General features: G+C 50.9%; 12 protein-coding genes and 1 pseudogene. 5 read left to right on the forward strand and 8 right to left on the reverse strand.

Annotation, left to right across the window (positions count from 1 at the left end; genetic code table 11):
• Positions 1–420: 420 nt before the first annotated feature.
• The 3 genes and pseudogenes from ACM1PF_RS26850 to ACM1PF_RS26860 all read left to right on the forward strand — a co-directional run bounded on the left by ACM1PF_RS26850 (position 421) and on the right by ACM1PF_RS26860 (position 3,627).
• Positions 421–2,009: pseudogene (locus ACM1PF_RS26850) on the forward strand (photosystem II high light acclimation radical SAM protein).
• Between the two features lie 59 nt (positions 2,010–2,068).
• Positions 2,069–2,689 (forward strand): class I SAM-dependent methyltransferase, encoded by a 621-nt coding sequence (locus ACM1PF_RS26855; protein ID WP_416669046.1) that lies wholly within the window; start codon positions 2,069–2,071, stop codon positions 2,687–2,689.
• Positions 2,690–2,964: 275 nt separating this feature from the next.
• Positions 2,965–3,627, forward strand: coding sequence for a hypothetical protein (locus tag ACM1PF_RS26860; RefSeq protein ID WP_416669048.1), 663 nt, complete (start codon positions 2,965–2,967; stop codon positions 3,625–3,627).
• 29 nt (positions 3,628–3,656) lie between these two features.
• Here ACM1PF_RS26860 and ACM1PF_RS26865 read toward each other — a convergent pair whose 3' ends face one another.
• On the reverse strand, positions 3,657–3,851 hold the full coding sequence (locus ACM1PF_RS26865; protein ID WP_416669050.1) for a hypothetical protein: 195 nt from the start codon (positions 3,849–3,851) through the stop codon (positions 3,657–3,659).
• A gap of 261 nt (positions 3,852–4,112) precedes the next feature.
• Between ACM1PF_RS26865 and ACM1PF_RS26870 the strand changes: the two genes are divergently transcribed.
• Positions 4,113–5,099 (forward strand): M48 family metallopeptidase, encoded by a 987-nt coding sequence (locus tag ACM1PF_RS26870; RefSeq protein WP_416669052.1) that lies wholly within the window; start codon positions 4,113–4,115, stop codon positions 5,097–5,099.
• A 201-nt stretch (positions 5,100–5,300) separates the two neighbouring features.
• On the opposite strand, the gene ACM1PF_RS26875 is transcribed toward ACM1PF_RS26870, so the two are convergent.
• The 4 genes from ACM1PF_RS26875 to ACM1PF_RS26890 form a co-directional block, all read right to left on the reverse strand.
• Positions 5,301–5,597, reverse strand: coding sequence for a DUF2470 domain-containing protein (locus tag ACM1PF_RS26875; RefSeq protein WP_416669054.1), 297 nt, complete (start codon positions 5,595–5,597; stop codon positions 5,301–5,303).
• 135 nt (positions 5,598–5,732) lie between these two features.
• Positions 5,733–8,351, reverse strand: coding sequence for a M1 family aminopeptidase (locus tag ACM1PF_RS26880; protein WP_416669056.1), 2,619 nt, complete (start codon positions 8,349–8,351; stop codon positions 5,733–5,735).
• 144 nt (positions 8,352–8,495) lie between these two features.
• The gene (locus tag ACM1PF_RS26885) at positions 8,496–8,849 is read right to left on the reverse strand and encodes a hypothetical protein (RefSeq protein ID WP_416669057.1); all 354 of its coding nucleotides are present in this window, start codon (positions 8,847–8,849) and stop codon (positions 8,496–8,498) included.
• Between the two features lie 47 nt (positions 8,850–8,896).
• Complete coding sequence (locus ACM1PF_RS26890; RefSeq protein WP_416669059.1) at positions 8,897–9,217, reverse strand: hypothetical protein; 321 nt, start codon at positions 9,215–9,217, stop codon at positions 8,897–8,899.
• Between the two features lie 258 nt (positions 9,218–9,475).
• Here ACM1PF_RS26890 and ACM1PF_RS26895 point away from each other — a divergent pair, with 258 nt between their 5' ends.
• Positions 9,476–9,712, forward strand: a complete 237-nt coding sequence (locus ACM1PF_RS26895; protein ID WP_416669060.1) for a hypothetical protein — start codon at positions 9,476–9,478, stop codon at positions 9,710–9,712.
• Between the two features lie 142 nt (positions 9,713–9,854).
• Here ACM1PF_RS26895 and ACM1PF_RS26900 read toward each other — a convergent pair whose 3' ends face one another.
• The 3 genes from ACM1PF_RS26900 to ACM1PF_RS26910 form a co-directional block, all read right to left on the reverse strand.
• On the reverse strand, positions 9,855–10,976 hold the full coding sequence (locus ACM1PF_RS26900) for a helix-turn-helix domain-containing protein (RefSeq protein ID WP_416669062.1): 1,122 nt from the start codon (positions 10,974–10,976) through the stop codon (positions 9,855–9,857).
• 142 nt (positions 10,977–11,118) lie between these two features.
• Positions 11,119–12,129 (reverse strand): hypothetical protein, encoded by a 1,011-nt coding sequence (locus tag ACM1PF_RS26905; protein ID WP_416669064.1) that lies wholly within the window; start codon positions 12,127–12,129, stop codon positions 11,119–11,121.
• A gap of 230 nt (positions 12,130–12,359) precedes the next feature.
• A complete protein-coding gene (locus tag ACM1PF_RS26910) occupies positions 12,360–13,034 on the reverse strand; it encodes an Npun_F0813 family protein (protein ID WP_416669066.1) in 675 nt (224 codons plus the stop codon).
• Positions 13,035–13,230 lie beyond the last annotated feature (196 nt).

The raw sequence follows: 13,230 nt of genomic DNA on the forward strand, positions 1-13,230 counted from the left end.
AACAAAGAGGAGCCTTAACTTCATCATTGAGGTACACCTGAAGCTAACATCCTCTGATCCCTGCTAGCTGTAAACCCGACTACCAACCTCGATCGGAACCTTAAAATTAGCCTGCTGAAGATAAAACCAGGGCTGGTTTTCTCAGAGTTCTGTGCCTCCAAGAGCTGATTTTCATTGATCCCCACCCGCATTTCTTGAGTCAGCTCTATTGCCACCCTAAGAATTTAGATCGCTTTCTCGCCCCACTTCCCTGAGATCCCGGCAAACCTGCCATGCAGGGACAGAGGGAGAATGCTATTGTGAAGTTATATGAAAACAGTTTCAGAATTGCTGAATTCAGAGCATATCAGCTCCCTAGTGGTGACTGCTGGTTCTGCCTGATGGCTCTGATCCCTGAAGTGAACCCGGAAGTCATTTCTGATGAACGATCGCATTCTCTACGTCCGCCTCCCCTGTAATCCCATCTTCCCGATCGGTGTGGTCTACCTGGCTGATCATATTCATAAGCAGTTTCCAGGGGTAGAACAGCAAATCTTTGACCTGGGCACTGTGCCCCCTCTGGACTTTTTCCCAGCCCTTGATCGCTGCATTGATCAGTTTCGGCCCACCTTATTAGTCTTCTCCTGGCGAGATATCCAGATCTATGCCCCTGTTGGCGGCCGGGTGGGAATCCCCTACAAAATGCCTTCGAGTTTTACTATGCCCGCAATCCTCTGGTCAAGCTAAGGGGAGCCTTTGGTGGTGTGCGCATGGCCAGTTCCTACCTGGTGGAACTGTGGCGGAATTTGAACTTGATTAAACGGGGGATGAAACGGGCCCAGCGGTATTGTCCCGATGTGCAGCTTGTCGTCGGCGGTGGGGCAGTCAGCGTTTTCTATGAGCAACTAGGAAAAATGTTACCCCAGGGCAGCATTATTTCCGTTGGAGAGGGAGAAGTCCTGCTGGAACGCCTGCTGCAAGGGCAGGATTTTTCCGATCAACGCTGCTACGTTGTGGGTCAAACTCAGCCCCGCGATCGCATGATTCATGAGCAGCCCAGTCCTCTGGAAAAAACGGCCTGCAACTACGACTACATCGCCAAAATCTGGCCCGACTTTAGTTATTACCTGCAAGATGGCGACTTTTATGTGGGGGTGCAAACCAAGCGCGGCTGTCCCCACAACTGCTGCTACTGCATTTACACCGTCGTGGAAGGCAAGCAGGTACGGATTAATCCAGCGGATGAAGTCGTTCAGGAAATGCAGCAACTCTACGATCGGGGGGTGCGTAATTTCTGGTTCACTGACGCTCAGTTCATCCCGGCTCGTCGGTTTATGGAGGATGCAGCAGAACTGTTGCAGAAAATCCTGGATGCGGGAATGACGGACATTCACTGGGCCGCCTATATTCGGGCAGACAACCTGACTCCGGAACTGGCGGATCTGATGGTAAAAACGGGGATGAATTACTTTGAAATTGGGATTACCAGCGGCTCCCAGGAGTTAGTCCGCAAAATGCGAATGGGCTACAACCTGCGAACCGTGTTGCAAAACTGCCGTGATCTGAAGTCTGCCGGATTCAACGATATTGTATCGGTCAATTACTCCTTTAATGTGATTGATGAAACTGTCGATACGATTCGTCAAACCGTTGCCTACCACCGGGAGCTAGAGAAGATTTTTGGTGCGGATAAGGTGGAGCCGGCGATCTTCTTCATTGGCTTGCAGCCCCACACCCATTTAGAAGAGTATGCCTTTAAGCACGATATTTTAAAGAAAGGCTATAATCCGCTAGCGATCCACCTGCCCTGGGTGGCGAAGAAACTGCTCTGGAACCCCGAACCCCTTGGCTCCTTTTTTGGCGACATTTGCTTGCAGGCATGGCGACGCAATCCCAATGATTTTGGGCGGGAAGTGATGCAAATCCTGGAAGAGCAACTTGGGCTGGCAGACCTGGAAGAGGCTTTAAGTGCTCCCATGCAGGCTGAAAAGAAAAAACCAGAGCGATCGATCGTGGGTGCATCAAAATAAAGCTGCATCAAAACAAGGTGGATCAAAATAAAGGCATTGGATCTTTAAGGAGTGCCATCGTGGGATTTTACTCACAAAAAATTCTGCCCTACTGCCTGGACTGGGCAATGTCCGACAGTACCTATGGCAACTATCGCAAAGCCCTACTGTCCGAGGTGAAAGGGGAAGTCCTGGAAATCGGCTTTGGGACGGGGTTGAACCTGTCCTACTATCCAGAGCAGATTCATCAACTGGTGGCGATCGATGCGAATCCGGGCATGAACCACCTGGCCAGACAACGGGTTGAATCCTCTGGAATCACTGTCGATCATCGAGTTCTGAATGGGGAAAGCCTACCCATGCCCGATCGCAGTTTTGACAGCGTGGTGAGCACCTGGACGCTATGCAGCATCGCCAAGGTTGAGCAAGCCCTTCAGGAAATTGAGCGAGTTTTGAAGCCAGGGGGTCGCTTCTTTTTTATCGAACATGGTTTAAGCAATGAACCCAAAATTCAGGTTTGGCAGAACCGCCTGACTCCGCTCCAGAAGGTGATTGCGGATGGTTGCCACCTGAATCGCAACATTCGACAACTTGTACAGCAGCAGTTTGAGCAGGTTACGGTGGAAGAATTCTACGCCGATAAGACACCAAAGATGGCGGGGTACTTCTACAAAGGCATTGCCACCAAAAAGGGGGGCTAATTGGGCAAAATCAGGGAACTTTTCCTCCAATCGTCAGGTCGTAAAGTTACAGCAACTTGCGAAGTAGCAACTTGTCAATGGCAGGGCTGAGGCATCTCGTTGAATGAATATTCTTCCAGATGAGTCATTTTCTTCCTGGTGTCGGCTACACTTTGGTGCGGATTTTCCCATCAGACCGAATCAGAACTCAGCGACCGTTTGAGCAAGTCGTTCGATCGCAAGCAACTTGCTCTACAGCTTTCGACTAGAAGATTTTGACCCAAGGAAATCAATCCATGCAGTATTCCAATTGGCAATCTCGTACCGCCCTCCTGTTGACCGTAGGGTTAGCCTCCACCCTATCCCTTCCCTTTACCTTGGTGACTTCCGCTGAAGCCCTTCCCGCTGGCTATCAGATCGGGCAACGCTTCCCCGATTCCTGGCGCAGCAGCAGCTTACCCACAGGTACCATCATTCCGATCGCCCTGGAAGAAGGAGCCGAACGGATTATCGTGACTCCGAATGAAACGGCAGATGTGACTGTTTTCGTGGCCAATGACATTGTGACCGGCACGGGCCGAGTTGCGATTCGCAGAGGCAGTCAGCTTGAGGGGCAATTGCGTCCGGCGGGACAGGGGACTCAGTTTGTCGCTAATACGCTGATTCTGGAGAATGGCACTCGGATCAATATTGATGCGGTTTCCAACGTCATTACCGATCGAGAAACCATCAGCCGACGCAGCAATCCCGACATTCTGCGCGGAGCGATCATCGGAGGCGGAGCCGCTGCCATCCTGTCGGGTATCTTCGGGCGCATTGATGCCTGGGAAGTGCTAGCCGGAGCCGGAGTCGGTGTTTTGGCGGAAGTTCTCCTGCGCGGACGACAGGATGTGGAAGTGATCTCCGTCCGTCCAGAAAGAATGGATGTGCGGTTGCGATCGCCCCTGGCATTGCAGTAGGACTGAGGACTGTTCGCGGAGCGTGGGCGTTAAGCCCGTAGGACTGAGGACTGAGGACTGAGGACTGAGGACTGTTCGCGGAGCGTGGGCGTTAAGCCCGTAGGACTGAGGACTGAGGACTGTTCGCGGAACGTGGACGTAGTTTGGAGTGTGGGTGAGGAGTGTCGCGGAGTGTGGGTATGTGAGCCTTCAGGAGGGAGGGAAAAAAGAGTAAACTGTAGCACAGGGGTTCTGCCTGCATTGGCGAAAGAATTCTTTCCATAGAAGCAAAAAATCGATCGCCCGATGGCACTGAATTCAATGGTTAGGATCGTCAGCTAAATAACCTATCAATCATTTTGCCTTGTTGACTGGGCAGGCAAAATGTCTACCCCGCCAGAGGGAACGCAGAAGGCAGAAGCAAACTGGTCTGTCTTGATCCCTACGAACTTCGCCCAAGTTCCCCGATCGCTCCTCCTTCCTCACTCCTCACTCCTCACTCCCCCATGCCAACCTACACCGGAATTTCTAGCGAAGCCTTTCGTCATCCCCTGGATGCCCAGGCCGAACAAGCCCTGCGTAGCGTTCCTGGGTTCGATCTGGTGGCGCGACGGTTTGTTGAGTTTACCTATGAACGACCGCGCTATGTCTACCTGATGGGTAACAGTATTGAGGTGGGGCCGAGGCAGTATGCATCGCTCTATCATCTGTTTCGGGAATGTGTACGAGATTTAGATGTCACCCCAGAACCGACGCTGTTTGTCTCGCAGTCTCCCGTGGTGAATGCCTACGCCCTCGGCAAAGATCATCCCTGTGTGGTGCTGAATACGGGGCTACTGGATTTGATGAGTGAGGCAGAGTTGCGATCGACCCTGGCCCATGAGTTAGGCCACATCAAGTGCGGTCATACGATTTTGATTCAGATGGCTAGCTGGGCCCTGACGCTGGTATTCAACCTGAGCGAAATGACCTTTGGGTTAAGCAATCTGGTCAGCACCGGGTTGATTCTGGCCTTTTATGAATGGTTGCGGAAAGCAGAATTATCCGCCGATCGCGCAGCACTGCTGGTTTTAGATGAGATGAAGCCAGTGATGGAAAGCATGATGCGGCTGGCAGGGGGCAGTTCTCGCTATGCCCATGAACTGAGCCTGAATGAATTCGTGCGACAGTCCGATCGCTACCAGAACCTGGATCAGGATGGGCTGAATCAAATCTACAAATTTTTTCTCTACAACAACTTAACTCAAGGGACTTTTCTCTCCCATCCCTTCACCGTAGAGCGGGTCAAGTACCTCCAGGAGTGGGCCAATTCAGAGCATTATCGCCAAATTCGCGCCGGAAACTATCGCCGCACCGGGGAAGGCTCAGTGGATGTACCCGCCGAACCCCCTTCTCCGCCGGAAACGAATCCCGAAGAAGTGGAACGTCTCCAGCGCGAAATTGCAGCACTACAAAGAGAAATTGACGAAATCAAGCGATCGCAGTCTGGTTAGAAATGTGAGTCAAATCAACCAGAACTCTTGTGGAGTGGATATCTTCATCCAATCAACAAATCAGAACTCTTGTGGGGTGGGCATCTTCGCTCAACCGATTCAGCTAGAACTCTTGTGGGGTGGGCATCTTGCCCGCCCAATCAACCAAGTAGAACACTGCACAGGTTATTTGATTCACAATCCTTGTAATTTGCAAGTCAATCAGCTAGAACTGGCCGCAATGCGTTGACGCGCTTCCTTCACCATCGCAATCAAAGTTTGGTGCGCATCTTCTGAATCCTGCAATTCATGATCAAACGTGATTCGCACAGGCTTCGTTTCATCGTTCACCTGCACCGACAGATCCATGCCTTCAGGATCAATCTTGACCATCTCAGCAGCACTTGCCTTCACCTCACCACCGAAGACCCTGGCATAGAGCTTAATCGCATCCGCATGATCATCATTCATATGCTTGCAAATACGATCGCTCACTTGCGGCGACAATGCATCAGACATATCTCATCCCCATCAGATAAAATAACCAGCTTCCCTAGCCTAGCCAATTTTGGGAACGAACTGAAACCGGAGAACTGAAAATCAGGCAATGACCCCTCAGAAGGTTGGACAGACAAGATGCCCAACCCGCCAAAGTTAGAGGTCGTCGGTGCTTGGTCGGTTCTTGGATTTTGCCTCCAGATTCTCTAGCCGACTCCGCAACTCCTGATTGTCTTTCTTCAATTGATCCAGCTCATCCTGCACTTTCTTAACGGCTTGATCTTTACCGATCGCCTTCTGAACCCGCTGCACCGCTTCTTCTGCCATCCGCCGCACTCGCCCATCCGGGGTTTGATCCGCCAGAGCTTGCAGAAATCCGATCGCCCTTCGAGTTTCCATTTGTCCCAGGGCATTCACCACCGACACCTGAGTCAGGAAAAATGATTCCCGTGAGAGTTCATCCAACCGATTGAGAATCCGCTCCAGGTTGACCGGAGTTTGTCCCGTCGAAATGGCTCCCAGTGCCCGAATCGCAGCCAGCCGCAGAGCTGAAGGAACCCCGGCCGCCGTATATTGCAGAATCAAATTGAGCGCAGCCTCCGAGGTTTTCAGCTTGCTGAGGCCGCTGATTGCTCCACTCCGAACGGTTTCATTCCAACCCGATCGCGCCTGCAAAATCGACTGCATTAAATCCAGCACTTCTGCTTCCAGCGTTTCATCCGCGCGCACCGCTGCCACACCGCACAGTCCAGAAATCGCCGCTGCTTCCACATAGTAGCTGGGATCTCCCTGTTGGGCGATCGGTTTCAGGGCATCGTAGCTGTCCTGGGTTTTGAGTTTGGCCAGAGCATCAACCACCGCTCGCCGCACCTTGGGATTAGAATCCTGCAAGCCTGCGGTTAATCCTGCCACGGACTGATCCAGCTTCACTGATGCAAGCTGTTTGGCTACCTCTACCCGAACGCCCCAAAACGGTTCCTGTTCCAGAGCAGCCGACAAGGCCTTGACTGCCTCCAATCCACCTTTTTTCGCCAGAGCTTCCGCAGCATAGGTTCGGGAGATCGGATCGGGATCGTGCTGAAGTTGGGCTTTCAGTTCTGAGACTGGATACTCCAGCGTTACCGTTTTCAGGATGGAATTGCCCAGATCAAAGCTAATGAAATTGGGCTTTTGTTCCAGGGGAAAGTAGAAAGCCTGCTCCCGCTCATGAATCCGCACGGTAAAGGGCTTGATCTGGGTTTTTGCTTGTTCAGATTCGCTATAGCCAAATCCGATCGCAATTTTCAGGTCAAACAGCCCACTGTTGCTGCTCTTATCCCCGTCCTTAGACTGAGTTTGAGTCACCGTGACTTTTGCCAGATGGCTATCTCCATCCCAGGAATACGCCACCTTATAGTCCGGGTGTCCGCCCCGGAATACATACTGATCAAACAGAAACTGCAAATTCCGGCCTGTTGCTTTGTCGATCGCCCGCAGGAGATCCACCGTTTCCACCGTTTGGTGAGCATTGTCCTGCACAAAGGTATGAATTGCCTTAAAAAACAGGGCATCTCCCAACTCCGATCGAATCATGTGGTAGACACAAGCCCCCTTCTCGTACAGGTGGCGATCGTACAGTTCAATGGCTTCTCGATAAACGTGGGTGACGATGGGACGACGGTAGCGGGAAGAATCCTCGGCCAGATAATTTCGGGCTTCATTGAGGCGATAGTAGGCGGCTTCCTCTGCACCCAACTGATTTTCTGTCCACAGCACTTCTGAATAGGTTGCCATTCCTTCCTTAATCCAGGCGTGGGACCAGTGCTTAATCACCACCAGATCCCCAAACCACTGATGGGCCAATTCATGGGCCACTAAATTTTCAGCGGCTCGGTTGTCCAACGCGGCCCGCTCATCCAGTAGACAGCGAGTGGTCAGTAATGTTGTAGATGTATTTTCCATGCCGCCAAAGATGAAATCTTCGACACACACCTGAGCATATTTGGGATAGGGATAGCGATAGCCAAAGGTCTGGCTAAAAAACTCCAGCATTTCCGGCGTTTTACCCATCGTGCGCCGAGCATCTGCCTCTCGCCCTTTTTCCACATAGTAGGTGACGGGAATGCCCTGCCATTCGTCCTGTAGCTCCGCAAAGTCCCCCACCGCCAGCGTCATCAGGTAGGTGGGATGAACCTGCTCCTGTCGCCAATGATAGATCTTGGCATCGCCATCTTCCTGGGTTTCGACTAACACCCCATTGGAAATTGCGATCAGCGGTTTGGGCACTCGTACCCGAATTTCTGAAGTGGCCAACTGTCCAGGGTAGTCAAAGCAAGGAAACCAGTACCGGGAATCTTCATCCTCACCCTGGGTCCAAACCTGAATCGGCTTCTGAGGATAATCTTTTGTAGGAGAAATAAAATACAGTCCCCGTTGAGGCTGCTCTACTGAATAGGCGATCGACAGGACAATGGGTACTCCCGTTTGAGTGATTTGAGTCAACCGTACCTGAAGCTGTTCACCATCATATTCAAAGGGTTGGGGAACACTATCTACTTCCACCGCAGCAATTTGTAAATCCACTGCATCCAACGTCAGGCCGTCTACCCCATCCCGGATGGGATTCAGGTGAATGTGGCAAGTACCGCAATAGGTTTTGCTCGGTAGATCCAGGGCCAGATCCAGGAAAATATGTTCCACCTGCCCAGGGCGATCGGGATTGTAATGGGGGCGTGCGCCTGGTAGTTCAAAGGACTTGTGACGATTTTCAGTGTCGAAATAGGAATTCTTGTGCATCCGGTGAGCAACCCAGTGAATGAAGGAGGATTAAGATCAACAAGATCAATATGCCCTATGTGCCGCAGCAGATAGAGCAATAACGTATAAGGTACGAATCTTCCCACAGATTAACACTCACCGAGGCGGAGTGACTGCCCCACATCAAGCTGCATCAAGAACCTGTAACTCACGGGTGGCGATCGTTTCTCGCTTTTCTAACTTCAAGACCGAGAACTGATTCCGCAACAGGTTGAGATCGATCTCTAGTTCCGCCCGTTCATCGTAGGCAATCTGCAAATTTGCCAGAGCCTTCCGGTAGGTTGCCCCGTTCATCATTTCAATTCGCTTGGCCTTCCGCTGGGCATCATTGCGGAGTTCGGTATCAAAAGCAATGTCCGTATCAATTTCTGCCGTCAACCGATCGACGACATCCTTCAAACGACGAATGTGTTGATCGGCCCGGAGCAATTGGTGTTGCTTTTCAGCAATGGCGGCAGGATAATCCAGTAATTTCATTTGTTTCCTTCCTGTTCTCTTGACTCATGATGGCTTTCCAACCATCGCTAGGCAGCTTGTGGTTGATTGGACTGAACCTTTACAGGCTGAATTTCCCCGTGAATAGGGCGTTTGACGGGCTGCATCCGGCGCATCTGAGCCTCAAACGCTTCTCGGTTGAATGCATAGGAGCGATCGCCCTCCACCGCATGAAACAGCACATCATCCACCAGTGACTCAATAGAGAGTTCCAGCCAATGGTTCAAAGCTTGCTGCAAATCATCCGTCCGATACAGTTCGCCTTCTTCGTGCAGGAAATGAGACTGCAACTCTGAGGCAGCTAACTTCAAGGCAGACTGAACAGCATCTTGATCAAGTAGTGTTGTCATTGGACTTACCCAGTTGTGGAGCGGCGATCGTTCAGCTTCATCGATTAACTCAATGAATTTCAACCATCCCCTTTTCTACCCTTCCATTATAGCAACAGTAGTACATTTATTTTATGGCGTGTTAACCCGTATAAATTTACGGTTTTAATCACTTTCTTCTCAAAGAGAAAAACAACGATTTATGCGCGTTAACAAAGATAGTGTACTATAACAGTAAATGCGTGTTAGCATGGTCTTAGTCAAATTGAGTGAATCCTTATGCCGCTCCTGAATCCCAGACAACGCTCCGAAGGGGGAACCTTTACTCAGGTGGGTGATGAACCCCTCTCCAAGAAAGTCATTGGCATTCGCTTGCCCGAATCCGTCTATGCGATCGTCCATAATCTGCCCGATCGAACGGAATGGCTCCGTCGCGTCATTACAGAGGCAGTGCAACGAGAGTTAATCCAGCCGGATAGTACTGAAGAACGCAATAATAAATCAGAGGAACCATAATTCCCCGGTCAGTCTCCGATCAAACGCTGAAGCAATGGAGTAACAGGATCCATTGCAACGATTCTGCTTCGTTGACTGGGCGGGCAAGATGCCCACCCCACAAGAATTCCAGATTCCAGATTATTGGATTAATCTAAGTTAGCTAAAGGGAATACACATTCCCGTCAATCAATACGCGAGTAATCCCCTTCGCCTGAAGATAGGGGCTGGCCTTTTGTAATACCCTGCTATCGGGAACCTTCACCACTCGCTGCATCCGTCGAGTAAACCGTTTAGCCACACGATGATTATCAAAAATGGGTAGGGTTTTCGCCAGAGTTTCCTCCTCTGGAATTTGCCCCAGGTCGGCAAAATCCTTGAGTGGGCGCGTGATCAATTCAGACGATCGATCGACCACAATGTAGCAAGTTCGAGGAATTTCAGCTTCTGCCAGGGGCAGAATTTGGACGAACGCACCACTATGAATATGAACGGCTGAAAAATGCTTTGATTGGGCGGCTAGATCGAGGTCATCGTCGTCGTCCTCATCGTCGAAGTCATCATCATCCAGATCATCATCCAGATCCTCGTCTAGATCGTCATCCAAATCCGCCTCTAAATCTTCTTCTGCATCCTCCAGATCTTCCTCAATCTCCGCCTCCACCCGTTTTTTCCTGGGAATCCCCCCCTTAGGTCTGGGTTTACCCAACTCTGCCTGAATTTCCTTGAGTTCTTTTTCAGTTAGAACGGGCTGATCCGCATCAAAATCTTCCTCCTCTTCCAGAGGTTCTAAATCAGGATCCACAAACCCAGGATCCGTGCTCAGTTCGAGTTGAGCGGATTGATCCATGGAACGCCGCCGCCTGGAGTTGGGCCGCTTTGAAATGGGTGGCTGAATGGAGGACTGGGCCGAAGTTAGCTCCTCTTCTAAATCAGGAACTTCTGGAACGTCCGGTGACGATCGCTTACGCAACCGGGGAGACGGCTTGGATGAAAGGCTTTCCTCTGGGGCAGATGCAGCAGTTACTACATCAGGGGATTGATCGCTGAGGGACAACTCCGCTGGATGGTGGGAGGCTGAACTTGAAGATTTATACCCCCCCGATCGCTTCTGCTGAATCAGGTTATCGTACTCATCCTCAGAAAAGTTTTGCTTGAGAATCCGGCTGATTGTACTGGTACTCACTCCGTAGTGGTTCGCTATTGTAACCGTCGTTTCCTCTGGCTGACGATAGCGATTCAAAATGTCTTGTCGGTCAGCATCAGACAGTTTTCTAGGAGCCATGCCGGAAGTGTTCCTCGAACCGTACTCTTAATTCGCTACTGGATTGTAACAAAAATGGCAATTATTCGGGCATCGACTTCGTTGCAACCTCATGAAACTTGACGAACCCTTTCTCCACTGTAAGCGAAACGCCAAAGAATGGCTAAGCTCGTCTGCGGCTGGCCCGACGACGCACATTCGACAGATGATATTCCAGAGCTGCCCCAATGGCGAACAGGCAACCGCTAAAAATCCAGAAGACTTCTGGCAAGGCTCCCGTTTGGTAGTCGGGAATATAGTTAATCGCGTAGTTAAACCAGATGTCGGCAATGTAGTAGCAAAACACTGCTGCTGCAATAAACCGCCAGGACAGAGAAAACCGTCCACCCCAAAAGGCTAATAGTAACGTTGTTGCCATGACTACCAGGATCACATCCCCGATGATATAGAGCCACGTCACCAGATTAGCCAGGGGAGCCAGTCGTTCGTCCACTGCTTCGGCCCAGGCTGGTACATCAGAGGCAGCAGGTTCGGTTGGAGGGACAGGGGAGATTTCGGGCACCGCTTCAAGCTCTGGCGCAGCCGCGATCGGATCAGGACTCTCGGCAACATTGGGAGCCACTTCCGCTGACTCGATACCAGGCAGCACTGCATCCAGAGACACTTCTTCCGGTCCCGGCACAAATATTAGGGCAATCACTACGCCACCCACCGCAATTCCAGCCAGAATGACCCACTGAATCTTGGTTAAACTCAGTTGCTTAGACATCACTGCCTGCACCATGCCCCAGCCCAGAAAAACGTAGGTCAGGATGAAGAACAAATCACCAGGAGAAACATCGGGTGTTAACCCCAAACCCAGTTCCCAGTAGGCTAGAAACAGGTTAGCGATAAAGTAAGACATCATACCCAGCCCAAAGGCGAGCCAGACCGTACGACCGCTAACAATTTGAGAGCTGCGCCAGTTGCGAAAACACAGCAAGCCAGCCACTAAAAACGGCACCTGTTCAAGAATGTAGGTAATGACAATATACCAATGCGGGCGTTCTCCCTGAATGGGCGAGATGCTAAACAGCAAAAAAAACATGAGTGAAATTACCGCCCAGGCGACCGATGCCAGGACGATCGTTTGAACCGACAAAAATGGTTTGCTGGTAGATGGCTTGGTATTCAAGGGGCTGCTCCTCGGACAGTAAACAGGATCAATCGTAGAGATATCTGCATCCTAAGTGACATGCATCTAATGTCAGCAGACCATTTCTCCTGTAATGGATGGGCTAAACATCTACCTAATCATGCCCAAAACCCGCAGAATTTCAACCTCAGTCCCCCATTCTGTAACCTAAATTCGCTAATGTTCCTGGCGTTTGGGACTCCCAAAATCCACCCTGGATCACAACCCCTTCAATGCCAGAGCTTGCCATTGGGCGATCGCTTCAACCAGGACATAAACTGTCCCCGCTCCCGCATCGGCATATCCTGGAGGACATCCATCACCCGTTCTGTAAAACTGGCATTGCCAAAGTGTTGCTTACCCAGACGATACAACTCCTGCAACAACGTGTTCAGGTGGTGCTCCTGCCAGGGGGGAACGCTGGATGAAGTGAGGGGATCAAGGGTTAACAATTGATTCACAGCGGTCGGAGAATCCGCCTGGGGAAACTGGCACCGACGAAAAACATCGGTAATTTCCTTCTGAAACGCACCAACCTGCCGCGCCCCCAGCAAATCTTCAATATCAATGTAAACTGCTTGCAGCAGCAACAGACAGGCCTGAATAAACGAAGGTTCAGTTTCATCACTTTCCCCCTGTCCCTCCATCTCATCGCTGGAACCCTGATCCAGACGGACTTTTCCCCAAACGCTATATCGCTCTGGCTCCTCCAACAGCACACAAGCTTTACCCCGGTTGTCGGTTAATTCCCGCCAAAATGCCTTTGCGTCTTCCTCCTGCGCTGCATTAAAAACGCTTAACAGGCGAAACGTCTGACCCTGGTAATGGAGAATCGGGATCTGTTGGTCTTTTTTCGGGTGTTGAATGGTTGTAATGTCAACATCCTGCCGTTTCAAGATAAACATGACGTTGCCAATTGACTCCTGTCAGGGGCGGGGGTTAGATCAGGCTTTGTGAGACTAGCCCATTGTGTCTATAACTCGGTTTTAAGTGTACACCTGTTATTAAAAGGTCACGATGACATCCTGGCGATTCAAAGCACAAAACCCCGAACAGCTGAAAAACCGATCGAATGCCTGAACAGACCCTTCATGCGGATGC

This window comes from Egbenema bharatensis FJBBOT/2019 (assembly GCF_048077055.1).
GTDB lineage: Bacteria > Cyanobacteriota > Cyanobacteriia > Elainellales > Elainellaceae > Egbenema > Egbenema bharatensis.